This window comes from Salicola sp. Rm-C-2C1-2, assembly GCF_040196175.1.
Classification (GTDB): domain Bacteria; phylum Pseudomonadota; class Gammaproteobacteria; order Pseudomonadales; family Oleiphilaceae; genus Halospina.
The window spans coordinates 1222119-1246700 of the sequence record NZ_JBEFNF010000001.1 but is presented as its reverse complement, the minus strand read 5'-3'; the positions used below and the strand labels follow the sequence as shown (position 1 = coordinate 1246700).

Here is a 24582-nt window from a genome sequence, read left to right as displayed (position 1 = left end):
CAGGTGCCCCAGCCAGAACGCCTGGGTGTCGGTCAGTCGGTGCGTCATGATTACCTCCGTTGAAACCACGGAGGCAGTCTGGCGAATCCGGCTCAGGCCGTTAAGATGGAGTTCGTGGACCGCTTACAATACTCAGGAGCACTGGATACGGGTGGTGCTGCAGTTATTACTTGAATCCAAGATCAAAGCAACAGCTCACACCGGGAGCTGCCTGAAAGGCGGGTTTCGCAAGAGCGACTACGTACGCTTCGGTCGCTTTCCAAAGGAATGAAAAATATAGATTTTTCCGAAAATGAAAACGAGATCTTAGAAAAAAATGGGTACATAAAAAAGATTTCCTGTTCTTATGAAAAGGTTTACTTGACACAGCTGAACCCAGCTATCGAGAAACATGTCTTGTATCATTGGGAAAATGATGTGAATTGCCGCATTAAAAAAATGTACGAAGAAAACAGGTATGCTGAACAGCTGTTAGATATATTATGCCCAGATAATAGAGACGATAACTTCGTCGTGAAGGAAGAAATATTGTCTGACTTAAATGAGTACGACGGACATTGCTTGTATGGAGCATTTTACTCACCTATCAGAGAGCAGGATCCGACGGAATACCATTTGTGGTTCGGTGAGTATGATGACGATGTAATCGAAAAGCTTGAGCAACGCCATTTCAGGAGATATGACGGGAATCTAAGAATCCCAGTTTCTCAGCTACAAAAGAGTTAACATGAGTCGCCGAAATAGCGCTAACAAGGCCAATCACAGCGACAGCTTTTTCGTTGCGGCTTCACCTTCACTACAAAGCTGCCCGTGTTGGCAGCGTTAAGGGAATCCATGAAAGCAGCTTTCTGGCTTTTATTGTTCGTTGCTCCATCCTGCATGGCGGGACAATGGTATTTGGGACAATGGCGCGTAACAGGGGCTGAATTTTCTGGCATCAGTGCTATTGGATCAGAAGATGCCGAGAGGTGGGTTGGCGAAATTGCAACATATTCCCAGAACAAGGCTTCATTCCATGGAGCGATTTGCGAATAACCTGACTATAAAGCCAGCTCGCTGAGCGAGAAAGAGTTCTTGGAAAGATTCAGAGTTCCTCTGTCCAGTATCAAACCGGGTTCAAAAAAGATAAGAATAGTAGAGGTAAAGTGTCCTGATAACTGGACCGCTCCTGGAGCGTATGCGTTAAAGAAATCGAATAATGAGATTTACATCTTATGGGACGGGGCTTTTTTCGTGCTAGAAAGAAAGTCCCTTAACAAGGCAAAGCAATAGCGGACGCTCTCCCGCCGCTGTTTGCGACGTGTTTGCCAGGCATGGCACAGAACTAGCAAGGAAGGAAGTCGATGCAGCGTAATGAAACAGTCGAGGCCAATCGAATGATGTCAGCAACATGGGTTATGTTGGCCACTTTGCTTTTAATTAGTTCTTTAGCAGCAATTGCTGATGGTGTTTTCTATGCTGTGCCAAGTATTCTGGGACTTTCCTGGATAGCTCTTTTAATGGGACGACAACGCACTAAGAGGTTCGCTCTCCCGTTGGAGAAGTATTGGTATTTAATGAGGTGGTCGGGAGTTACGGTTGCTTTGCTTGCTAGCGTGGGTAGTATGTTTAATGGCACGCTATAACAAGCCATCCCGGTTCATTCGAGCCCTGGCGGGCCTACACCGGACGGCCTTTTCTCCGCTTGCGGCTACGCAAAGGCCGCCGCTGAATATTTGCGTTAAACGGTAAAGCATCGAAAACAAAGCTCGTAGACAATATGCTTCGATGAAGGGGGAGTGTCGCTACCGGGTAGAAAACTACCGACACTGCGTGATTTTACGTCCGGAAAACTCCTTCACTTATATCCAAATCACGATTGAATAAGAAGCCCTTCAGCTTTAGAAATTGCTTGAATCCAGGAACCGGGGCCGTAACGAAACCGAAAAACCAGCGAGTATGCGGGGGAAATCAACCACAATGAAGGCTGTGGAGTGGGCCTGGAAACGGGTTTTCTAAAGTCTCGTCAAACGTTTTATCGTCATGGAACTAGATAACATACTATTACCAGCTCTTGTAAGTGCCATAGGCACCCCGCTTATCATATCCATTTTGAGTCGTCTGTTTAGGCAAAAGGTGAAAATAACTACCTATACCGACTATGAAACAATTCGTCGAAAAAAAACTGCATATAAAATCGTCGGTATCTTGTTTTTGTTTGGTTTGGTTGCGCCTATTGGCTTCTATGATTTGCTTGCTATTAGCGAAGACAGTGCATGGCCTGTAGCACTTGGATGGTCCTTTTCTGTTATGGCGCCAGTTATATTCTTGCGATTGAGATATGTTCGAAAAGGGTTTGGGGTTGATGAATTCTTTCGTTATGGTGAAATTGAAGATGGTATTCCTCGTGGTACACAGGTTTTTTTGTTCGGGGTTTGGGTCTTGGCATCATTCGTGGTTAGCTGTTTTGCGCTATATCAATGGCTTATCTGATTTTCGGATCATCCGGTACCGGACAACTAATCCCGGTGGCTCCTGATGGCAGCCCCACCGCTTCGGCAACCGAGGTGAAGTCCTCGTCCGGCGTCGCTTGGATCTCAATGGGATGACTCGTTACCGGGTGTTCAAATGACATTCTGACCGCACAGAGCATCAGGCGGTTGAGGCCGTATTGTTCGCGGAAGAAACGGTTGTGAATGCCCTTGCCGTAGTTGACGTCCCCGATCAGGGGGTGATTCCGGCTCTTGAGGTGGCGCCGCAGCTGGTGGCGGCGGCCGGTTACCGGGCGCAGGCGGACCAGACTGTAGCGGGTGTGGGTATAGCGCCCGTCCACGGAAATCGGGATGGAGGTACAGGCCAGACGGTGATACAGGGTCATGGCCGACTGGGAGGCCTTACGGCGCTTGCGCTTGCGGCTGTCCGGGTCCCGCGGGGCCAGGGGCTGGTCAATGATGCCTCCCAACGGCGGCCAGCCGCGGACCACGGCCAGGTAGTCCTTGCGCACCTGGTGCGCCTGGAAGGCGTTGGCCAGATGCCGGGCGGTATCGGGGTCCAGCGCGAAGATCAGGACACCGGAGGTTGGTTTGTCCAGCCGGTGCACCGGGTAGAGATGCTGGCCGATCTGGTCACGCAGCAGGGGCAGGGCGATGCGTTGCTCGTGGCGGTCTACCTTGGTGGGGTGCACGAGCATGCCGGAGGGCTTGTACATCGCCACCAGGTGATCGTCCTGGTAGAGGATGCTGGCTGATTCGCTCTCCTGAGGATCACCGGTTATCATCATTACCATGCAAGAAGTCTCCCGGAACATCGTTGAGGTCAACCTGGCCACGCCGCGGCCCTTAAGGCGTGCAGAGGATAGCACAGGCGCCCTGTGTGGCTGGATCCCGGGAAGCGAATCCCTTTCCGGGTCCGACTTCGGGCCCAGCTGCTGAGACGGTGGTGCCATGGCAAACCGGATGTCCACGCCCCGCCGGCTCTGGTGGCTTGTTCTCGGGCTCAGCCTTGCCCTGCACCTGCTGCTGGTCAGCTTTATGCCGCCGATTCTGCCGCGCTCGCCGGAGGTGGCGCCCATGCAGCGGGATGTGCGCGTTTCCCTGCCACCACCGGAGCCTGAGCCCGAGCCGGAACCAGAAGCTCAGGAGGAGCCCAAACCGGAGCCCAAACCGGAGCCGGAACCTGAACCCGAGCCTGAACCTGAGCCGGATGAGCAACACATGCCCCGGGATACGGACGAGGTGACGGACCTCAAGGGCACCAGCCGGGATGCCCCCGAGACCGAACAGGCACCTGCTGCGGCGCCGGAGGATCCCCAGGCCTCGGGCGAGGCGCCCAGCCCCGAAGCAGCCGAGGAACCCAGCCAGCCTGAACCCAGTGAGGAGAGCCGGGAGGGGGCGGATGAACGCCCTGAGCCTGAGACGGGCAGCGTGAGCCCGGATGCGGCCACCGAGGGCGACGAGCAGCGCAAGCCTGATCCCGCCAGTGCCAGTATGTCTCTGGGTGACGAAAAGGAGGAGCCGGAGAAGGTGCCTGAGCCCAGCCCTGGACCGGAGATCGGTGGTGACACCGGCATGGAGGCTCTGGATGAGGGCGAGATGGATGCAGTCCGGGGCGAGTCCATGGTCAGCGAGATTGAAGAACGGCGCATCCGCATGGCGAATAAGTATCTGGCCCGCATGAAGCGCCAGATCATGGCCCGCTGGGAGCAGCCGGCGGGCGCGGATGAACGCCACCAGGGCGAGGTCCGGTTTTCGGTGGATGCGCGCGGCTATCTCCAGACGTCCCGGGTGCACCTGCCCAGTGGTCACAGCACCTTGGATGAGAGCGCGCTGCGGGCGGTGCGATCCGTGGAGCGGTTCAAGGTCCCGGATTCGCCATCCATTGTGCGCCGCTATTACCAGAACCTGCGATTCACCTATTCAGGAGAACCACTGACCAATGACAACTGATGCCAGCCCGGCGCTCACCCTTCTGGAACGATCTCTGGATCGGCTGGGCGAGCGAGTCTGCCTTGTGGGTCATGACGGGCCCATGCCTCATTGGCCAGGCCGGCAACTGCATGCACTCACCACCCACTATGGCGTCTGGGAACAGGCGGGAGGCACTGCTGGGGGGCGACTCTTTGGCTATGACGACCCGGCAACACCAGCGGCGTTCGATACGATTGTGGTTTTCATGCCCAAGGCGCGCTCCGAGTTGGCAATGCGCCTGGCCTGGGCCGCGCCGAAGCTGGCGCCAGGGGGAGAGCTGTGGTTGGTGGGGGCTAAACGCGAGGGCATTGGGCGCGGCAGCCGTCAGCTCCAGGAGCGTTTCCCCGGCGCCTACAAGATGGATAATGCTCGCCACTGTCAGCTCTGGTGTGCGGTACCGGAAGCCGTGGTCCCGCCATTCCGTGTTGAGGAGTGGCTGGAGCCTGTCCGGGTGGCGACGCCGGGGGCTGTGCTTGAGCTCTTCAGCCTTCCCGGTGTGTTCAGTGAAGGCCGCCTGGATGAAGGAACCCGCCAGCTCCTTGAAACAGTGACGGACAAGCCCGCGGACCCCGCGCTGGACCTTGCTTGTGGCAATGGGGTGATTGGGGCCTGGCTGCGACACCACTGGCCAGGGCTGACCGTGACACTGGCCGACGTTCATTGGCAGGCTCTTCGTTGTGCCCAGGCCGCTTTAAACGGTGAGGAAGGCGTGAGTGTGGTGCCATCAGATGGTCTTTCCGACATAACCGACCGTTACGCCAGTGTTTTCAGCAACCCCCCCTTTCACCAGGGGCAGAAGAAGAATCTGGACCCCATAAACCGCTGGTTCAGTGAGTTATCGGCCTTCCTTGAGCCAGGTTCTGAGATCAGGCTCGTGGCCAATGCCTTTCTGCCTTACCAGGATCCCTTAACGCTTTACATAGGTCCGGTCCGCGTGTTCTCGGATGATGGCCGTTACCGGGTCTATTCAGTCACTCATAGCATTCATTCCCGAAATGGTGGGAATTGATTGCATTGATTTTAATTATGGAGTGAATCCGGATAGAATCAATCAACGCTCGAGGTACGGTTCCCCTAAATTGGGAGTCGTTGACCAATCGTGTTGTTCCACCCCTCAAGCATAGGTGAATCATGTCGAACTACATGAAGGATATTGAAGAAGCTGCGGCGCTGCGCAAGTCGCAGGGCGGCAAATGGGATCACATCACGCCTGAGTATGTGGCTCGCATGCGTGCCCAGAACCGGTTCCAGACCGGGCTGGATATCGCGCGTTACACCGCAAAGCTCATGCGTGAAGACATGGCCGAGTATGATAAGGACCACAGCAAGTACACCCAGTCTCTGGGTTGCTGGCATGGGTTTGTCGGCCAACAGAAGATGATGGCCGTTAAGCGCCATCACGGCACCACCAAGCGCAGCTACCTGTACCTTTCCGGGTGGATGGTTGCGGCTATGCGTTCCGAGTTTGGCCCGCTGCCGGACCAGTCCATGCATGAGAAGACCGCCGTGCCCTCGCTCATTGAGGAACTCTATACTTTCCTCAAGCAGGCAGACGCACGTGAACTCAATCATATGTTCCACGAGCTGGACGAAGCGCGTGAAGCCGGCGATGACAAAAAGGTTCAGGAGCTGATCGATAAGATCGACAACTTCGAGACCCACGTTGTTCCGATCATTGCAGACATCGATGCCGGTTTCGGTAACGAAGAAGCGACCTACCTGCTGTCCAAGAAGATGATCGAGGCGGGCGCCTGCGCCATCCAGATCGAGAACCAGGTATCCGACGCCAAGCAGTGCGGCCACCAGGCCGGCAAGGTGACCTGCCCGCACGAGGACTTCATCGCCAAGATCAACGCGGTTCGCTACGCATTCCTCGAGCTGGGTGTTGAAGACGGTGTCATCGTTGCGCGTACCGATTCCCTGGGCGCTGGCCTGACCCACAAGATTCCGGTTTCCCAAGAGCCCGGCGATCTCGCGGCCACGTACACCAGTTACCTGAAGACCGAGCCGGTCAAGTCCGCCGAGGACGTTCTGGAAGGTGACATGGTCATCAAGAAGAAGGGCGAGCTGCACAAGCCGGTACGTCTCCCCAACGGTCTGTACGAGTTCCAGGAAGGCACTGGCGAAGATCGCGTGGTTCTGGACTGTATCACCAGCCTGAAAAACGGCGCGGATCTGCTGTGGATCGAAACCGAGAAGCCGCATGTCGGCCAGATCGCGGGCATGGTCAACCGCATCAAGGAAGAGGTTCCGGATGCCAAGCTGGTCTATAACAACAGCCCGTCGTTCAACTGGACTCTGAACTTCCGTCAGCAAGTGTTTGATGCATGGAAAGAAGAAGGCAGGGACGTATCCCAGTACGACCGTGCTGATCTGATGAACAGCAAGTACGACGACACTGAGCTGGCTGCCGAAGCTGACCGCTGGACCCAGAACTTCCAGAGGGACGGCTCCCAGCACGCGGGCATCTTCCACCACCTCATCACGCTGCCGACCTATCACACCGCGGCCCTGTCCACGGACAACCTGGCCAAGGGCTACTTCGGTGAGGAAGGTATGCTGGCTTATGTGCGCGACGTACAGCGCCAGGAGATCCGTAAGGGTCTGGCCTGCGTCAAGCACCAGGATATGGCCGGCTCCAACATCGGTGACGACCACAAGGAGTACTTCGCGGGCGAAGCAGCCCTGAAGGCGGGTGGTAAAGACAACACCATGAACCAGTTCTAAGAACGGTTGCGGTGTTGCGGCCCCCGTGGGCCGCGTCGATACAGAACCCCCTGTCGGATTCCGGCAGGGGGTTTTTTGTGGGTAGCTGTCCGTTATCCTTGAACTTTCACAGGTCTTTAGGAGATCCGGTTATGTGGCACCTTTTCAACAGCGAGAAAATGCGAATGGTAACGCCGGACGAGGCGTTGTCAGGACGCGCAACTGAAATGCGTATAACCAACCGGCACGCGGTTCTGGGTACGCCGCTGCTTCCGCCTTTTCCGGATCATTGCCGGGAACTGGTTGTTGGCATGGGCTGTTTCTGGGGCGCGGAGCGGTGCTTCTGGCAGCTGGATGGGGTGTATACAACAGCGGTCGGCTATGCCGGTGGTTACACGCCGAACCCTACTTACGACGAGGTCTGCAGTGGCCGTACAGGCCACACCGAGGCAGTCCGGGTTCTGTATGATCCGAACACATTGGCGCTGGAAACGCTTCTAAAAGTTTTCTGGGAAAATCACGATCCAACCCAGGGGATGCGCCAAGGTAATGACGTGGGGACGCAGTATCGATCCGCTCTTTATCTGCCGGATGACCGGAGCCTGGCGGTTGCGGACGCTTCGATGGTGGCCTATGGCAAGGCACTGGCGACCGCTGGGCAGAGCGCTATCACAACTGAACTGGCTCAGGGCGTGGTTTTCTATTATGCAGAAGATTGGCATCAGCAGTACTTGCATAAAAACCCTGGAGGTTATTGCGGACTGGGGGGCACCGGCGTTCTTTATGCATAAAAAACCCCGTGCTAAAAGGCACGGGGAGGAGGGGTATACCTGGAGGAACCAGGTAGGCGCTTAATTTTGTGTACCAACTGTACCAGCATCTTCTGAAGCGGCAGCCTGGAAACGCTCGCGCATGCTGCGCACCTGACTCAGTAGGGCTTCAAGGCGCTGAGTTGCCTGCTGGCGGTAATTGGCCACCATCGGCTTGAGCTCATTGATGTATGAAGCCTCGACCTGGTTCATGATATAGGCGGAGGTCATATGCGCATTCCATGACAGGCGCTTGCGCGTGTCATAGGTAGCTGCGTCCATGTTGAACATGAGGTCACGCAAGGAGGGGTTTTTCTCCCGAATAGCCCGGATCATATCCTGAAACGATTCGTTTTCCGCATCCTTGGCGCCAAGCTCCCTGAGTACATGTTGAAACTCTTGGGAAGCGTTTTGCCACTGCTGGCCGGTTTGTTCCTGAATCCTGCGTTTGAGATCGCTCATGGTCGCACCCTGCCTTTCTGGGGACTTCTCATCAGCTATGGGGAAACTCGCCCTGCTGCTGTTGAGTTCTGTGCCCAGATTAGGGTGAAAATTTAGAATAATCACCCTAATCGGAGTAAAAACTCTACTCCCGGTAGGCGTCCGGGCTGGGGCAGCTGCAGATCAGGTGGCGGTCGCCGTAGACGTTATCCACACGGTTAACGGTTGGCCAGAACTTGGCATCGCGTACCGCCTGGGACGGGAATACCGCCAGCTCACGGCTGTAGGGGCGGTCCCATTCGTCTACCAGATCACTCTGGGTATGGGGTGCATGTACCAGAGGGTTGTTATCCGCTGGCCATTCGCCGTTGGCGACCCGATCGATCTCCTGACGGATGCCTCTCATCGCTTCGATGAAACGATCCAGCTCCTCCCGGGACTCGGATTCCGTTGGTTCGATCATAAGTGTGCCTGGAACCGGGAAGGACATGGTCGGCGCATGGAAACCATAGTCCATCAGGCGCTTGGCCACGTCTTCTTCAGTGATGCCAGACCATTCCTTGAGCGGACGCAGATCGAGGATGCACTCATGGGCTACGCGGTTATGGCGTCCTTTGTACAGCACGTTGTAGTGGTCCATCAGCGCACTGGCGATGTAGTTGGCGCTCAGAATAGCGACTTCCGTGCTGTGACGCAGGCCCTCACGACCAAGCAGTCGATTGTACATCCAGGTTATGGGCAGAATGCCCGCTGAGCCGAAAGGCGTGGCTGCAACCGCGCCCTCACTGGACTCATCCTCGTCATGGCCGGGCAGGTAGGGCGCGAGGTGAGCGCGCACCCCAATGGGCCCCATACCGGGACCGCCGCCGCCGTGCGGGATGGCGAAGGTCTTGTGCAGGTTCAGGTGGGACACATCGGACCCGACCAGTGTCGGCTGCACCAGGCCCACCTGGGCGTTGAGGTTGGCACCGTCCATATACACCTGACCACCGTGTTCGTGCACGATGCGGCAGATCTCCGGCGCACCTTCCTCATAGACCCCGTGTGTGGACGGATAGGTGATCATACAGGCGGCAAGGTTCTCGCCGGCGTTTTCGGCCTTGGTCCGAAGATCTTCCAGATCGACGTTGCCCGCTTTATCACAGTCAACGATCTCCACTTTCATTCCCATCATCATGGCCGAAGCGGGGTTTGTGCCGTGAGCCGAGTCAGGGATCAGGCACACGTTGCGGTGCGCCTCTCCATTTGCCTGCTGATAACGCCGGATGGCCAGAAGGCCGGCGTACTCGCCCTGAGCGCCGGAATTCGGCTGCAGGGAGAAAGCTTCATAGCCTGTGATCTCACGCAGCTGCCGGTCGAGTTCCTCCAGAAGCTGCTGATAACCCTTCGTCTGCTCACGGGGCGCGAAAGGGTGGATCTCGGCGAATTCGGGCCAGGTGATGGGCTCCATCTGTGCGGCGGCATTGAGTTTCATGGTGCACGAGCCCAGCGGGATCATACCGTGTACCAGCGAAAAGTCCCGGTTCTCAAGTCGCCGGATGTAGCGCAGCAGCTCAGTCTCGCTGTGGTACTGGTTGAATACCGGATGGGTCAGTACAGCGTCCCGGCGGCGCATGGCATCAGTAATGCCGGTTTCGGCTTCCTTAGTAATCCGCTCATCCAGGGTCGCGACTGACTGGTCATGATTGTCGCCGAGGACGATTCGCAGCAGACGTGCCACGTCGTCTTCGGTAGTAGTCTCGTCCAAGCTGATCCCGGTGCGGCCGTCGCTGAGAGCGCGCAGATTGCACTGTTCGTCGCGGGCCCGTTCGTGAACGCTTTGATCAGCCTGGAAACTCAGTGTGTCGAAATAGCGTTCCTGGGGCTTGACGCCACCGGCACGCAATCCTTCAGCGAGGATGGCGGTCAGTCGGTGTACGCGTTCGGCCTGGTTCCGCAGGCCTTCGGGTCCGTGGTAGACGGCGTAGAACGCCGCCAGGTTGGCCAGCAACGCCTGGGCCGTACAGATGTTGGAGGTAGCTTTCTCGCGGCGGATGTGCTGCTCGCGGGTCTGCATGGCCATGCGCAACGCGGGCTGGTCACGCTTGTCCTTGGAGACGCCGATGATACGGCCTGGAACTTGGCGCTTGAGGTTATCGCGGGTGGCGAAAAAGGCGGCGTGCGGACCGCCGTAACCCATGGGAACCCCGAAGCGCTGGGCAGAGCCGAAGACTATATCCGCGCCCAGTTCACCGGGCGAGCGCAGCAGCATCAGCGCGAGAAGATCCGATGCTACCCCGGTCATGGCACCCTGGTTCCGGGCGGTTTCAACCAGCTTTTCCAGATCCGGGATGCTGCCGTCGGTCGCCGGGTACTGGAAAGCGGCGCCGAAAGGTTCGTATTCCCCGATGGACTCAGAAGGAGCCACTACCAGCTCAATACCCATATAGTCAGCGCGGGTACGCAGCACGGCCAGTGTCTGTGGGTGAAGCTCCTCCGCCGCGAAGAACACATTGCTCTTGCTCTTGCGGTTGGCGCGCCGGCACAGGGCCATGGCCTCTGCTGCCGCTGTCGCTTCATCCAGCAGAGACGCATTGGTCAGATCCAGACCGGTTAGATCCATCACCATCTGTTGGAAGTTGACCAGCGACTCCATACGCCCCTGGGAAATCTCGGGCTGGTAGGGCGTATAGGCCGTGTACCAAGCCGGGTTCTCCAGAACATTGCGTCTAATGACCGATGGAATGCGAGTCGGGTAATAGCCCTGGCCGATGTAGGAACGAAACACCTGGTTGCGCTGGGCCATGCCGCGCAGTTCGGTCAGCGCCTCGTGCTCCGCGCGACCGGAGTCGATTGCAAGTTCCTCGGGCATGCGGATGGATCCCGGAATGATCTGGTCCACCAATTCCTTGACGGATGACAGTCCCAGGCTGGCCAGCATGGCCGACTGATCATCGGCGTGTGGGCCGATGTGCCGGTCACTGAAGGGCCGGTCGTTCATCTGGGCCAGTGTTGCATTGGCCAGGGAAGACTTCGCATTCATAAGCTACCTCCTGGGTCAGGCTTCGTCGTCGGCGAGCTCCTGATAGCGCTCGGCCGACAGGAGTTCAGAGAGTTCATCCGGGTTGTCCAGCTTGATGCGTACCATCCAGCCGTCCCCGTAGCAGTGTTCGTTGACCGTTTCCGGAGCATCTTCAAGCGCTTCGTTCACGCTCTCTATAGTGCCGCTGACAGGCGAATAGATATCGGATGCGGACTTTACGGATTCCACAACCGCCAGCTCATCGCCCTTGGCGAAGCTCTCGTCAGATTCAGGCAGTTCCACGAAGACGACGTCGCCAAGCTGGTCCTGGGCGTGGTCGGTAATGCCCATGGTGACTGTGCCGTCGGCATTGTCACGGATCCATTCGTGGCTCGGGGTGTAGAGAAGTTCCTCAGGCGTCGTTGTCATCGCTCCGTCCTCCTGCTGCGCGGTCATGTGGTTGTCGTGCTGTGTGTGTTAGATTAACAACGGATTTTCCCACAAACAACGTAAATTTCCTATAGGAAACACGCGAATCATGGCCGAGGACAGCGACAACATGCGGGAGCCGCTCCATGAGACCCTGCAGGTCCAGCGCGGCGAGACCGAAGCCACTCTACAGCCGCTGCGGCTGGGCGAACGTGTCCGGGGGCTCCGGCTGGGTCAGAGTCTGACACTGGAGGAGGCCAGCAAGCTGACAGGACTGGCGAGGTCAACGCTGTCAAAAATCGAGAACGAGCAGATCTCACCCACCTTTTCAGTCGTGAACAAGCTGGTGACGGGCCTTGGTATTGACCTGCCGCAGCTGTTCACAGAGCCCAGCAACAGTGCGCAGCCATCGGGCCGGCGTGATATCACGCGCCGCAGTGAGGGCAGGCCTCATCCGACTGCCACTTATGAGCACGAGCTTCTGGCAACGGACCTCAGCCACAAGAAGATGGTCCCTTTTACGACACGTGTACGCGCGCGAGCGTTTGAAGATTTTCCGGAATGGATCCGGCACGACGGCGAGGAATTTCTGTACGTGCTCAGTGGCGCCATCCTGTTCTACACCGAGTTTTACGAACCGGTGCGCCTGGAAACCGGTGACAGTGCCTATTACGACTGCACAATGGGCCATATGCTGGTTTCCGTTAGCGAGGACGATGCGGAAGTGCTCTGGGTGACTGCCTGACAGGAAACTTTGTTTCCGATTGGAAATGCGGCATCATGGTGCTATCCATAGCAGTCCGACCGGAGCTGCCAGCGGAACGGGCTCTCAAACAGCAACAGGAGAAACAGGCTCATGGCGAATGATCAGGCAATGCAGACAACGCCGCTGACGGCCCTTCATGAGGAACTTGGTGCGCGCATGGTGCCCTTTGCGGGCTACAGCATGCCGGTGCAGTATCCTGCGGGAATTAAGCAGGAGCATCTCCACACACGAGAAGCGGCAGGGCTTTTTGATGTCTCGCACATGGGGCAGGTCTGGCTCAGCGGTGAGGGCATCGCCGAGGCGCTGGAGGCCATGGTCCCGGCAGATCTCGTCGGGCTGGGCGTGCATCGGCAGCGTTATGGTCTGTTCACCAACGAGGATGGCGGCATTCTGGACGACCTGATGATCAGTCGGCATGAGGACGGCTTCTATCTGGTGGTCAATGCCGCCTGCAGAGCCGAGGATATTGCCCATCTACGCGCTGGTCTGCCGTCTTCCGTGACCCTGACCGAAATGACCGACAGGGCGCTGATTGCGCTGCAGGGCCCGAAGGCTGAGCAAGCGCTGGCGCAGCTGCAGCCCCAGGTCAGGGATATGAAGTTCATGGACAACAAGTTCATGACGCTGCTCGACAGCCAGGCAATCATCTCCCGCAGCGGTTACACCGGCGAGGATGGCTATGAGATTTCCGTGCCCAACGAGGTAGCGGAGCCGCTGGTCCGACGTCTTCTTGAAGACGATGGCGTTGAGCCTGTGGGCCTCGGTGCACGGGACTCGCTACGCCTTGAGGCTGGGCTCTGTCTCTACGGTCATGACATTACTGTCCATACCACCCCGGTTGAGGCCTCACTCGGCTGGGCTGTAGGCAAGCCGCGCCGGATCGGTGGCGAACGTGAGGGTGGCTTCCCGGGCGCGCAGCGGATTCTGCAGCAGATGCGCGAGGGCTCGCTGGAGCGCAAGCGTGTTGGGCTGGTTGCCGAGGGCAAGGCGCCGGTGCGAGAAGGCGCGGTACTTTATGCTGAAGGCGGAGAAGAGGCCATTGGTGAGGTGACCAGTGGTAACTTTGCTGCGAGTGTCGGTGCTCCCATTGCGATGGGTTATCTGCGCACGGATCTGGCGGCAAACGGCACCACGGTTGAAGCGGATGTGCGCGGCAAGCGCCGGAGCATGACCGTATCCTCTATGCCATTTCTGCAGCCCGGTTATCAGCGCTGAAAGGCTGCCGCGTGCGGGGTCAGTCGGCCCCGCGCGGAGTGAGATCAAGGTGCGCCAGAGTGTCGATGATGGTCTGGGTCTGGTGGTCAATCTCGATGTTCACCCGATTCCCTTCATGGAGCGAGCCAAAGCGCGTGGACCGCAATGTCTCCGGTATGAGGTAGACGGCAAAACCGTCGTCAGTCAGTTCTGCAATCGTCAAGCTGGCGCCATCCACTGCAATGTACCCTTTGTTGATGAGGTAGGGGCGCCAGGCTGATGGCACCGAAAAGGCCAGCCGCCGATTGTTTTCGGGCGCTTCGACGCTACTGACTGACGCCATACAGTGGACATGACCAGATAGCAGGTGCCCACCAATCTCATCACCTATCCGGGCTGCTCGTTCGACGTTGACGGGATCGCCTTCCTGTAGCTCCCCCAGAGTGGTGACCCCCAGCGTTTCCATCATGACGTCAAAGGCGGCCTGGTGGTCGGCCGGCCAGGCGCTCGTAACCGTCAGGCAGGCACCGTTGACCGCCACAGAAGCGCCGATCTCAACATTGTTGATAAAGCCTTCGGGGCAATCCAGGCGGATGCGGTGCAGTCCGGCCAGCCGCTCAATGGCGTTAACGCGTGCTATGCCCTGAACAATGCCTGTGAACATATCAGCGCCCTCTCAGATGTGGCCGTGACCCGTATTACGCACACGGCTCAGGGCGCGCAGAACATCGCCACGGGTGATAACACCGATAACCCGACTGTTGTCGACAACCGGGTAAATCTTGGGCTTGGCTCCCAGCATCTCCTCGGCGAGGTGAGTAACATCCTCATCCGGAACGACGGAAACGGTTCGCCGGGACATGATGTCGCTTACCAGCTGGTGCTCCTGAGCGTAGTAGGAGTCGTTGAGCATTTCTTTGATGCAGTCCTGTTCCGTGACAAAGCCGATGAGTCGCTTGTGTTCGTCGAGAACCGGTGCGCCCAACTCGCCCTGCTTGACCAGCGTTGCCGCCACTTTCTCAACCGGATCGGAAGGCGAGAACCAGAGTGACAGCGAGCGCATATAGTCGCGAACCAGGATTTTCGGTGCGGTGGTCATGGAGCCATGCCTCTGTGTAAAGGTTTTTGTTCAATGGATACAGGGTGGGTCAGAATACGCTACGCTGCCAAGACATGCCAGAGGAGGAGGTCTCTGGCACGCTCAAGGTCCCTTAATGACAGCCGTTACCCAATACAGGGACACTGACGCGGAGAGTGGGATGGCGCAGCAGCAGCCCGAACCGCCGGAGGAACCGCGGGTTCACCCCGGTGGTAGACTGGAAACGATTCAGGCTCAGGAACCGGAGTCCCGGGAACAGGACGATCCTGCCGCTTCGGGCGATTCGGTTACCGGTGACTCCGGTCAGTCTGCGGATGAGCAGGAATCCGAAGAGCTGGATACGGAAGCGGCCCAAGAGGCGGCACGTGAAGCCGTGCGCCACCGTCAGCAACGCCGACGCAAGCTGCTTCATGTTTGTGAGCGCCTGCTACTGCTGGATTTCGACACTCTGGCAATGCCAGGGTGGCCGGATCATCATCAGGTTAATCAGGCGCGGCGCCGGCGTGACACTTGGGTGTTGACGCTGAGCGTGCTCGCGACAGTGGTGTTGGCGGGTATGGCCAGCCTGGTGCCAGCGCTGGTAGGCGGGGTGGCTTTTGGGGCCCTCGCGCTGGCTGGTCTCTGGGGCCTTCCGGCGGTGCGCCACATCTTCACGCAGAAACCGTCTCACATGGAACTGCTGCTGAGGCGGCGGCGCCTGCTCCATCGGGCGCGCAGGCATGTGGAACATCTGGAGGGGCCTATCGGCCTGGCAGCGGCCTGTCGCTCCCTCGCCGAATACAATCCGGCCCTGCGGCGCAGCCGTTATACCGGGCTCTACAGGCTTTCAGAGCGAGGGCAGCTGGTGGACAGCATCCGCAATCGCGCTCAGGCTCAACTCTATCTCATCTTTGCACTTGAAGCGGAAAAGGCCTACAACCGTCTCAGGGATGAGTATCTGCGCACTCACGAACAGATGCTGGAGGAGGGGGAGACGGAACCGCTCAACTCGGCAGCCGACGCCACGGACCCGAGCCTGGTACCTGCGCCCGAGCCAGAGACGGGGCATGGAAATCAGCGCGCTGCGGGATCACCTTGACACCTTTGTGTTTCAAACGTATGTTTCAAACAATTGTTTGGTCAAACGTTTGAGCGGAATTCCATGGCGCAGTCGGATACAGTGGACAGGATTCTGGACGCGGCGGAGGAGCTGTTCGCCGAAAGAGGCTTTTCCGAAACCTCTCTGCGAATGATTACGGGCAAGGCGGGGGTCAATCTGGCCGCCGTCAACTATCATTTCGGCTCCAAGAAATCGCTTATCCAGGCGGTGTTTGCACGTTTTCTGACGCCTTTCTGTACTGCATTGGAAGAGGCGTTCGATCGGCTTGAGGCTGAATCCGCTCCGGAGCCACCCTGTCTGGAATCAGTGCTCCGCGTGCTCACCAGTACACTGGTGGAAATGCCGCGCCAGCATGACCGCAGCATTGCCATCTACATGCGTCTTCAGGGCCTTGCCTATACCCAATCACAGGGTCATCTCCGGCGGTTTCTTGAGTCCGAGTACAGTCACACCTTCGGTCGTTTCATGCGGCTGTTGAAGAATGCCACGCCGGAACTGTCTGCCGTGGAGCGTTACTGGCGGAATCAGTTCGTGCTAGGCGCAACAGCTTTCACGCTTTCCAGCAGCGACGCGCTCACCGAGATCCTGTGGAATAAGCTGGGCGTCGATACTCCCATCGAGGAGATCGTGGATCAGCTCGTCCCCTTCCTTGCTTCTGGCATGCAGGCGCATACTGTCGCGTATGGCAACACGAAAGAATCGGATAGCGGTGTCTGACACGGCTGGCACTGTTGAGCGGATCGACGTCGACCTGGCCAGCCAGGTAATGACCCTCAATCGGCCAAGCGGGCCCTGGCTGTGTTACCGCGTTTCCACCGCCAGTGCGGGGGCTGGGCAGCAGGATGGCTCAGGCGGAACGCCACTGGGTCAGCACCGGATACGAGCCTGTGTTGGAGCCGGCCAGCCTCGGGGGGCGGTTTTCCGTGGCAGGCGACCTACGGGCGAAATCTGGACGTCTGAGCTTCATTGCCAGTACCCCGGGCGTGATTGGATACTGACTCGGATTCTCTGGCTCTGCGGTGATGATCCCGGGTATAACCGCGGCGGCTGTGCTGATACCATGCGCCGCTTTATCTATATCCACGGCACACCGGATACGGAACCCATGGGGCAGCCTCTTTCTCATGGTTGTATCCGAATGCGCAATGATGACATTCTCCAGCTCTGGGAATGGGTATACCCGGGCATGCCTGTCATTGTTCACTGAGGCCTGTCCGGGCCGTTTCTGTGCTAGTAGGGAGGCCCAGTGAGCGGACCATTGATGATCGATCTCGAGGGGGCGCGGCTCAGCGTTCCCGAGCGTGAACGACTCGCCCATGAAGCGGTGGGCGGCGTCATCCTTTTCGCCCGCAATTATGAGTCACCAGCCCAGCTGCGCGCCTTGGTGCAGTCTATTCGCCAGATCCGGCCGCGCATTCTGATTGGCGTGGATCAGGAAGGGGGTCGTGTGCAGCGCTTCCAGTCCGGCCTGACCCGTATTCCACCCATGCGCAGTTTTGGTCATGCCTGGGATCATGATCCCGGTAATGCTCGCGCTATTGCCTACGCTGCCGGTTGGCTGATGGCTTCCGAACTGCGGGATATGGATGTGGATTTCAGTTTTGCGCCAGTTCTGGATGTGGATCATAGCGTCTCCAGTGTGATTGGGGATCGCAGCTTTCACTCGGATCCGAAGGCGGTTGCAGAGCTTGCCGGTGCCTGGATCGATGGCATGCATGAAGGCGGTATGGCTTCAGTGGGCAAGCATTTTCCGGGGCATGGCGCGATTGCTGAGGATTCTCACCATGAACTGCCCAGCGACGGGCGCACTCTGGAACGGATTCTGGAGCAGGATGCGATGCCTTTCCGGGAGCTGGCGGATAAGCTGGATGCAGTGATGCCTGCCCATGTCGTCTATCCCGAAGTGGATGAGCTGCCTGCCGGCTTTTCCCCGTTCTGGCTGAAGAACGTGCTTTCCCGCGAAGTCGGTTTCCGGGGGGTCGTTATCAGTGATGACCTGACCATGGCCGGTGCTGCGCTTGCCGGGGAGCCGCCGGCGCGGGCACAAGCAGCCCTCGATGCGGGCTGTGATCTGCTGCTGGTGTGTAACGATCCCGACGCAGCTGATTCCGTGGCGGCAAATCTGAGCGAAGCCGGAGCCCGTGCCTCGGCAGGACTGGTATCACTGCGGGGCAAGCCACTACCAGGGCCGCGCGGCGCTTTCCGAAGCACTGCCCGCTACCGTGATACACGGGCGGCGCTGTTGCGCATGCTTGATGAGGCATCCGCGTGAATCTCTCCTCTATAGAGGCATGGCTGGCCGGTTTCGGTATTGCACCGCAGCTCCAGGGAGTGCTTTGGGCCGCTGTCATTCTTGTGGTCACCTTCGTCATGGCATTTGTCATCTGGTGGGTGATCACGGTGGTGGAAGGTAAGCTGCGGAACAATCGCAATCTCTGGGACGATATTCTGATTCACGCCATACGGCGTCCGCTTTATTGGTACATATGGCTGCTGGGGCTTTATTTCGCCTCGGAGGCCGGGGCCCGTTTCTACGAACTTAACCTGCTCAATCTCAACACACTGGGGTTGCGGTTTGGCTTCATTGTGCTGCTGGTCTGGGCTCTGCTGCGATTCATAAAGGGAGCCGAGGAACTGCTGGTTTCCAGCCGGATTGCCGAGCCCATGGATTACACTACGGTTTCGGCCATCGGCAAGCTGGCACGTCTCAGCATATTCGTGATCGCGGGCCTGGTCATCATCCAGAACCTTGGCTACAGCATTTCCGGGGTGCTGGCCTTTGGTGGTGTAGGTGGCATCGCGATCGGCTTTGCCGCCAAGGATATGCTGGCTAACTTCTTTGGCGGCGCCGTTGTTTACATGGATAAACCCTTCAAAGTGGGGGAGTGGGTGCGCTCGCCGGATGCCAGCATTGAAGGGGTGGTGGAGCATATTGGCTGGCGCGTGACACGGATCAGGACCTTTGAGCTACGCCCGCTCTACGTTCCTAATTCCATTTTCACGACAATTTCTGTCGAGAATCCCTCCCGGATGATGAATCGGCGTATCTACGAGATGGTCGGGGTGCGTTACGACGATGTTGAGGTGATTGATCCGATCGTGAGCGATATACGCACGATGCTGGAGGAGCATCAGGAGATTGATGCTAATCAGTTCCTGATCGTCAACTTCACAGCTTTCAACGCTTCGTCTCTGGATATCATGGTCTACGCCTTTACACATACACGGGAGTGGGGGGTCTACCAGCAGGTCAAACAGGATGTGATGCTGCGGATCAGCAGCATCATCCGGGAACATGGGGCTGAAGTGGCCTTCCCTACACGTACGCTGCATATCGCGGGCGACGGGCAGCAGGCACTACTGGGCGAGGGCATGGCAGCGGAAGACGAAAAGCCCGCGACGACAGGTGAACAGTCCAATGGATAACACGGAATCAATCTGGGGAATTATTGGTGGCACCGGGCTGACGGCGATCGAATCGCTGGTGGTCGATGAAACCTGGATGCCGGAGACCCCATGGGGGGCGCCTTCGGCACCGCTTCACATGGGGCATCTTGGTGGCCAGCGCGTGGCTTTTCTGGCGCGCCATGGTGATCCGCACCGCATACCGCCCCACCGGGTGAACTACCAGGCCAATATCGACGCTTTCAGGCAGGCCGGAGTGGACAGGATTATCGCGGTCAACGCCGTTGGAGCTATTCATCCGGCGATGACGCCCGCCAGTCTGGTGTTGCCGGACCAGCTTATTGACTACACATGGGGGCGCTCCTCCAGTTTCCATGACGACAATCTGCAGCACACAGTGCATGTGGACTTTACCTGGCCCTATGCGGAGTCGGTTCGTCAGAACCTGATGGCGGCAGCCGCGGCCCGGGGGGTGGCGCTTCATCAGGGAGGCGTCTACGCCTGCACTCAGGGCCCGCGGCTGGAAACGGCGGCAGAAATCCGGCGTCTGGAAAAAGATGGGGCGGATATTGTGGGTATGACAGCGATGCCGGAGGCGGTTCTGGCCCGCGAGGCAGACCTGGATTATGCCTGTCTCGCCCTGGTGGTGAATTGGGCCGCGGGCAAGACCAGTGAGGTGATTACCATGGATGATATCCATACCAACCTAAATGCCGGGATTGGACGGGTGCTGCAGGTTCTGGAGACATCGCTCAGCCGGGCGTGAATTAATCTGGGGGCGTCTCGCCCCCTCAGTCGCTCCCTTGTTCCTCATCTCCACTGCTGGCGATGGTGATTGGCTGGAAGTAGACCACCAGGCCGAAAGTGGGCGCGTCCAGATAATGTACTTCTTCGCTGCGCATACGCCGGTTCTGCCTTAGCCAGGTTGCCGTCTCCCGGTGCGCGGGTGTATCGGGACTCAGGAAAGAGGGCAAAGGCAGAATCAGCCCTGAGGCAATTGGTAACCGGGGGATGGGTGCGACGTCCAGCGCGGGCTCCGGCAGTCTGGTGTCATAGAGCGAAGCTTCTACATGCAGATAGCGTCGTCGTTCGATCTGCAGGCTGCCCTGGATTCGCTTGCCGCTTTCCTCATCAACCACAAGATCCACCATCAAGGGTACAGTGCGGTAACCGTCCGGGAATGGGTTCTGCCAGCCGGTAAACGCCAGAACACGGTAGTCGGATGCGTTGTCCAGTGCTCTGGCGATGTTGTTCAGGCGCAGGTCTTCAGGCGGTAGCGCCAGTATTTTTGGTATTCGTTCCTTTTGTTTACCGCTCTGCTCGAGGGGGGCATTCTGTTTACGAGTGCCGTCAGGTGTCGTCTCTGAGACCTTTTCCCAACCATCGCTCATCCAAAGGGGAACACCAGTCTGCGGCAGAGCGACAGGCTGGTGGCGTTCAGGCAGCTGCTCAGGCTCACCGTCCAGGCGTTCGAACAGCAACAGCTCCACCCGATACAGCTCCGCCGCAGTTGCCGGCATGGCGGCTGCGACGAGAACAAGCATGCTGATCAATAGGGCGTTGATTCCGCGACTCGGCACGGCAGGTCTCCTTATTGGGCTTCCCGGTTTCCTGTGGCGCGTTCTTCCAGAAATGTCAGGAAACGGTCGAGATCATTGAGTCTATCATCGGCGGTTTCGCCATTCAGCCGGAACTTCAGCTGGTCGCCGCTTTCCAGGATATAGTCGGAGGGTGCACCCTGAACCAGCTCGATCAGCACCATCGGATCGACGCGGGTATCCCCATTGAATGCCATCGAGGCCCAGGGGCCACCGGCGTCCACCTTGCTGATGCCAAGCGCTTCGGCTCGGATACGCAGCTCGGTCTGGCGCACGAGGTTCTTCAGCGGCTCCGGCAGCAGGCCAAAGCGATCGATGATTTCGACCTGTAACTCGTTCAGCTGTTCCTGGCTCTGGGTGCTGGCCAGGCGCTTGTAAAGGATCAGACGCTGGTGCACATCCGGCAGGTAGTCCTCCGGGATCAGCGCCGCGATGCGCAGGTTGATCTCGGTGCCGTGGCGCAGGGGCAGTTCCGCATTGGGGGTGCGCCCTTCCCGTATAGCCTTGACCGCTTCGTCCAGAAGCTCCATGTAGAGCGTCAGCCCAACCCCTTGGATCTGGCCGCTCTGGTCGTCGCCCAGAAGCTCGCCGGCGCCACGGATCTCCAGGTCATGGGTGGCGAGCATGAAGCCGGCGCCCAGATCCTGGGCAGCAGCGATCGCATCCAAGCGCTTCTCCGCATCACCAGTGATCTTCTTGCCTTCCGGTGTGAGCAGGTAGGCGTAGGCCTGGTGGTGGGAGCGACCGACCCGGCCACGGAGCTGATGGAGCTGTGCCAGGCCGAAGCGGTCGGCGCGTTCGATGAGGATGGTGTTGGCGCTGGGAATGTCGATGCCCGTTTCAATAATGGTGGTGCAGACCAGCACGTTGAAGCGTTTGTGATAGAAGTCGGACATGATCTGCTCAAGCTCACGCTCGCGCATCTGCCCATGCGCCACGCCCACGCGGGCTTCCGGTACCAGTGCGCGGACTTCCTCGGCCAATCGTTCGATGGATTCCACATCATTGTGCAAGTAATAGACCTGGCCGCCGCGCAGGATCTCGCGCATTATCGCTTCCTTGACCAGAGCGTCTTCACGGCGACGTACGAAGGTTTTTACCGACAGCCGCCGCGCCGGCGGCGTAGCGATGATGGATAGATCCCGGAGGTTGCCCATAGCCATATTCAGTGTGCGTGGAATGGGCGTGGCGGTCAGGGTGAGTACATCCACCTGAGCGCGCAGCTGCTTGAGCTTTTCCTTCTGATTAACGCCGAAGCGGTGTTCCTCGTCGATGATCGTCAAGCCCAGCCTGGGAAAGTTGAGGTCGCCCTGGAGCAGCTTGTGGGTGCCAATAATGACGTCGGTTTCGCCCTCGGCGGCGCGGGCCATGGTCGCCTGTTGCTGTTTCTGGCTGCGGAACCGGCTGAGCAGCTCTATGCGTACACCGGTCTCGGCAAAGCGGTCACGGAACGAGTCGTAATGCTGCTGTGCAAGCAGTGTGGTGGGCACCAGTACCACCACCTGTTTGCCGGCATGGGTCGCCAGGAAGGCCGCACGCATGGCCACTTCTGTCTTGCCAAAGCCAACATCGCCGCAGATCAGACGGTCCATGGGCTGTTCGTTGGCCATGTCCTGCTCTACCGCTTCAATAGCTGCCATCTGGTCCGGCGTTTCCTCGAACGGGAACTCAGCGCAAAAGGCCTGATAGGCGTCATCCGGCTGGGGGAAGGCGTATCCCTGGCTGGCTTCGCGGCGGGCATAGACGTCCAGAAGCTCCGCGGCAGTATCCCGGACCTTTTCCAGAGCCTTCTGTTTGGTCTGATTCCACTTTTCCGATCCCAGTCTGTGCAGGGGGGCCGCGGTATCATTCATGCCGCTGTAACGCGAAATCAGGTGCAGGTTGGATACGGGCACATAGAGATTGGCGCCGTTGGCGTATTCCAGGGTCAGGAACTCGGTGGGCTGGTTATCGACGTCAATGGTCTGAAGACCCTGATACCGGCCGATGCCGTGATCGATATGAACCACCGGCGCGCCCACGCGAAGCTCGGACAGATCCCTGATGCCGCTTTCGGTATCCGAATCCGTGGCGCGCTGACGGCGGCGGCGCTGCATGACTCTTTGGCCATAAAGCTCCGCTTCGGCAATGACACAGAGGCCAGCCTCTTCAAGCCAGGCTCCGTGTTCCAGTGGCCCTGTGCACAGGGCCACTGTTTCTTCGCCGGCGCGGAATCGCTGCCAGTCAGCGACCTCACTGGGGTGCCAGCCGTACTGGCGGAGCTGCTCCAACAGGGCCTCGCGGCGACCGGCGGAATCGGCTGCAAAAAGCACGCGTGGGCTGCGGTCTTCCATAAAGCTGCGCAGTTTCGCCGCAGGGTCCTCAGACCGGGCGTCGAGCGCGATATCCGGCATCGGCATGCACGCCATGTTGACAACGCCGGCAGACGCCGGCCGTTGCTCCGCAAACCATGTGATACGGGGCAGCCGGCCGATATGGCGAAAGCATTCCTCGGTCCGCAGGAAGACTTCTTTCGGCGACAGTATGGGGCGGTACCTGTCGTAACGGCGTTCCTCGTAACGCTCGTCAACTTCCGCCTGGAAATGATCCAGGGCGCCCTTAAGCTCCGGGCCCGTCATTACCAGCGAATGGTCCGGCAGGTAATCAAAGAGAGTCGCCGTCTCATCAAAGAACAGTGGCAGGAAGTATTCAATGCCGGGAGGCCGTATGCCTGCAGCGACGTCTTGATAGACAGGGGCTTCACGCGGTGCTTCCGGGAAGGCGTCATTCCAGCGGTGGCGGAAGCGCTGCCGGGAGCGCTCATCCCAGGGGAATTCATGAGCCGGGAGCAGTTCGATACGCTCGACCTGGTCGATTGAGCGCTGGGTTTCCGGGTCGAAGGTCCGCAGCGTCTCCACTTCTTCATCAAAGAGTTCGATGCGGTAGGGAAGATCCGCGCCCATGGGGTAGATATCCAGAACCGACCCGCGAACCGCGTACTCACCATGTTCCTGCACGTTGTCTGCATGCCGGTACCCAACTGCTTCCAGCCTTTGGCGCCAGTCATCAATGGGCAAGGAGTCACCGGTGGTTAGCAGCAGCGTGTTACCTTCAGTAAAGGCTGGTGGCGGCAAACGGTGCATCAGGGTTCGCGCAGGCAGCACCAGAAGCCCGCGCTTCATGCGGGGCAGATGGTGCAGGGTCCGGATACGCTGGGAGATGATTGCCTCGTGAGGGGAGAACACATCGTAGGGCAGCGTCTCCCAGTCTGGTAACGAGAGCAGGGCATCGTCCTGATCGTCATCACGGTAGAAGGCCAGTTCCTGCTCGAGCGTCTGGGCTTCGTCGGTGGTGCCAGTGATGACCAGCGTCAGCCCCGGGAACTGCCGGCTGGCCTCAAGTACTGCCAGTGAGCGGGCGCTGCCCGGAAGTGATGCCCAGTGTCGGTGATCACCCCCGCTGGTGGGCGGATCTGCGGGCAGTAGCTGGGGCTGGGAATTGGTCTGGTTCATCAATGCTGCATGGTCGGTGTGCGGATACGTCATTCTAAGGCCGAGTTGCCCTGGCTGCTACCCCGGCACAACGGAGTCGATTGCGCCGGGCCGCTTTAA

Annotated in this window: 24 protein-coding genes; 16 read left to right on the top strand and 8 right to left on the bottom strand. The window is 58.6% G+C overall.

Features of this window, described 5'->3' with window-relative positions:
- From AAF659_RS05745 to AAF659_RS05730, 4 genes are all read left to right on the top strand, one after another.
- Positions 1-271 (top strand): hypothetical protein (locus tag AAF659_RS05745; protein WP_349750726.1); only part of this gene is annotated, 271 nt, incomplete at its 5' end.
- Positions 268-726 (top strand): hypothetical protein, encoded by a 459-nt coding sequence (locus AAF659_RS05740; protein ID WP_349750724.1) that lies wholly within the window; start codon positions 268-270, stop codon positions 724-726. The genes AAF659_RS05745 and AAF659_RS05740, both read left to right, overlap by 4 nt.
- Before the next feature lie 617 nt (positions 727-1343).
- Positions 1344-1625, top strand: coding sequence for a hypothetical protein (locus tag AAF659_RS05735; RefSeq protein ID WP_349750723.1), 282 nt, complete (start codon positions 1344-1346; stop codon positions 1623-1625).
- Between the two features lie 397 nt (positions 1626-2022).
- On the top strand, positions 2023-2472 hold the full coding sequence (locus AAF659_RS05730) for a hypothetical protein (RefSeq protein WP_349750722.1): 450 nt from the start codon (positions 2023-2025) through the stop codon (positions 2470-2472).
- Here the strand turns inward: AAF659_RS05730 and AAF659_RS05725 are convergent.
- On the bottom strand, positions 2465-3265 hold the full coding sequence (locus AAF659_RS05725) for a pseudouridine synthase (RefSeq protein WP_349750721.1): 801 nt from the start codon (positions 3263-3265) through the stop codon (positions 2465-2467). The genes AAF659_RS05730 and AAF659_RS05725 overlap by 8 nt on opposite strands.
- A 157-nt stretch (positions 3266-3422) precedes the next feature.
- Here AAF659_RS05725 and AAF659_RS05720 point away from each other — a divergent pair, with 157 nt between their 5' ends.
- The 4 genes from AAF659_RS05720 (at position 3423) to msrA (ending at position 7942) form a co-directional block, all read left to right on the top strand.
- Positions 3423-4424, top strand: coding sequence for a TonB family protein (locus AAF659_RS05720; RefSeq protein WP_349750720.1), 1002 nt, complete (start codon positions 3423-3425; stop codon positions 4422-4424).
- The gene (locus AAF659_RS05715) at positions 4414-5454 is read left to right on the top strand and encodes a class I SAM-dependent methyltransferase (protein ID WP_349750719.1); all 1041 of its coding nucleotides are present in this window, start codon (positions 4414-4416) and stop codon (positions 5452-5454) included. Before AAF659_RS05720 ends, AAF659_RS05715 begins: the two co-directional genes overlap by 11 nt.
- A 122-nt stretch (positions 5455-5576) precedes the next feature.
- Complete coding sequence (locus tag AAF659_RS05710) at positions 5577-7172, top strand: isocitrate lyase (protein WP_349750718.1); 1596 nt, start codon at positions 5577-5579, stop codon at positions 7170-7172.
- Between the two features lie 131 nt (positions 7173-7303).
- Positions 7304-7942: a peptide-methionine (S)-S-oxide reductase MsrA gene (gene msrA / locus AAF659_RS05705; RefSeq protein ID WP_349750717.1), complete on the top strand. Its 639-nt coding sequence runs from the start codon at positions 7304-7306 to the stop codon at positions 7940-7942.
- Between the two features lie 60 nt (positions 7943-8002).
- Here msrA and AAF659_RS05700 read toward each other — a convergent pair whose 3' ends face one another.
- The 3 genes from AAF659_RS05700 to gcvH all read right to left on the bottom strand — a co-directional run bounded on the left by AAF659_RS05700 (position 8003) and on the right by gcvH (position 11831).
- Positions 8003-8422, bottom strand: a complete 420-nt coding sequence (locus AAF659_RS05700) for a hypothetical protein (protein ID WP_349750716.1) — start codon at positions 8420-8422, stop codon at positions 8003-8005.
- A gap of 124 nt (positions 8423-8546) precedes the next feature.
- The gene (gene gcvP, locus AAF659_RS05695; protein ID WP_349750715.1) at positions 8547-11423 is read right to left on the bottom strand and encodes an aminomethyl-transferring glycine dehydrogenase; all 2877 of its coding nucleotides are present in this window, start codon (positions 11421-11423) and stop codon (positions 8547-8549) included.
- Positions 11424-11438: 15 nt separating this feature from the next.
- On the bottom strand, positions 11439-11831 hold the full coding sequence (gene gcvH, locus AAF659_RS05690) for a glycine cleavage system protein GcvH (RefSeq protein ID WP_349750714.1): 393 nt from the start codon (positions 11829-11831) through the stop codon (positions 11439-11441).
- A gap of 130 nt (positions 11832-11961) precedes the next feature.
- On the opposite strand from gcvH, the gene AAF659_RS05685 reads away from it, so the two are divergent.
- The gene (locus AAF659_RS05685; RefSeq protein ID WP_349750757.1) at positions 11962-12576 is read left to right on the top strand and encodes a helix-turn-helix domain-containing protein; all 615 of its coding nucleotides are present in this window, start codon (positions 11962-11964) and stop codon (positions 12574-12576) included.
- Between the two features lie 111 nt (positions 12577-12687).
- Positions 12688-13812, top strand: coding sequence for a glycine cleavage system aminomethyltransferase GcvT (gene gcvT / locus AAF659_RS05680; protein WP_349750713.1), 1125 nt, complete (start codon positions 12688-12690; stop codon positions 13810-13812).
- 19 nt (positions 13813-13831) lie between these two features.
- Here the strand turns inward: gcvT and AAF659_RS05675 are convergent, their stop codons facing one another.
- Both AAF659_RS05675 and AAF659_RS05670 read right to left on the bottom strand, forming a co-directional pair.
- Positions 13832-14455: a riboflavin synthase subunit alpha gene (locus AAF659_RS05675; protein WP_349750712.1), complete on the bottom strand. Its 624-nt coding sequence runs from the start codon at positions 14453-14455 to the stop codon at positions 13832-13834.
- 12 nt (positions 14456-14467) lie between these two features.
- Positions 14468-14890: a CBS domain-containing protein gene (locus AAF659_RS05670; protein WP_349750711.1), complete on the bottom strand. Its 423-nt coding sequence runs from the start codon at positions 14888-14890 to the stop codon at positions 14468-14470.
- Positions 14891-15050: 160 nt separating this feature from the next.
- Between AAF659_RS05670 and AAF659_RS05665 the strand changes: the two genes are divergently transcribed.
- The 6 genes from AAF659_RS05665 to AAF659_RS05640 all read left to right on the top strand — a co-directional run bounded on the left by AAF659_RS05665 (position 15051) and on the right by AAF659_RS05640 (position 20160).
- A complete protein-coding gene (locus AAF659_RS05665) occupies positions 15051-15968 on the top strand; it encodes a hypothetical protein (RefSeq protein ID WP_349750710.1) in 918 nt (305 codons plus the stop codon).
- Positions 15969-16031: 63 nt separating this feature from the next.
- Positions 16032-16706, top strand: a complete 675-nt coding sequence (locus AAF659_RS05660) for a TetR/AcrR family transcriptional regulator (protein WP_349750709.1) — start codon at positions 16032-16034, stop codon at positions 16704-16706.
- A complete protein-coding gene (locus AAF659_RS05655; RefSeq protein ID WP_349750708.1) occupies positions 16699-17196 on the top strand; it encodes a L,D-transpeptidase family protein in 498 nt (165 codons plus the stop codon). Before AAF659_RS05660 ends, AAF659_RS05655 begins: the two co-directional genes overlap by 8 nt.
- Positions 17197-17235: 39 nt before the next feature.
- A complete protein-coding gene (gene nagZ, locus AAF659_RS05650; RefSeq protein ID WP_349750707.1) occupies positions 17236-18261 on the top strand; it encodes a beta-N-acetylhexosaminidase in 1026 nt (341 codons plus the stop codon).
- On the top strand, positions 18258-19415 hold the full coding sequence (locus AAF659_RS05645; RefSeq protein ID WP_349750706.1) for a mechanosensitive ion channel family protein: 1158 nt from the start codon (positions 18258-18260) through the stop codon (positions 19413-19415). The genes nagZ and AAF659_RS05645 overlap by 4 nt, the downstream gene beginning before the upstream one ends.
- Positions 19408-20160 carry an S-methyl-5'-thioinosine phosphorylase gene (locus AAF659_RS05640; RefSeq protein ID WP_349750705.1) on the top strand — a complete coding sequence of 251 codons (753 nt, stop codon included), beginning with the start codon at positions 19408-19410 and terminating at the stop codon, positions 20158-20160. Before AAF659_RS05645 ends, AAF659_RS05640 begins: the two co-directional genes overlap by 8 nt.
- A 25-nt stretch (positions 20161-20185) precedes the next feature.
- Here the strand turns inward: AAF659_RS05640 and AAF659_RS05635 are convergent, their stop codons facing one another.
- The gene (locus tag AAF659_RS05635; RefSeq protein WP_349750704.1) at positions 20186-20974 is read right to left on the bottom strand and encodes a CsiV family protein; all 789 of its coding nucleotides are present in this window, start codon (positions 20972-20974) and stop codon (positions 20186-20188) included.
- Between the two features lie 11 nt (positions 20975-20985).
- A complete protein-coding gene (gene mfd, locus AAF659_RS05630; RefSeq protein WP_349750703.1) occupies positions 20986-24483 on the bottom strand; it encodes a transcription-repair coupling factor in 3498 nt (1165 codons plus the stop codon).
- Positions 24484-24582: the final 99 nt, after the last annotated feature.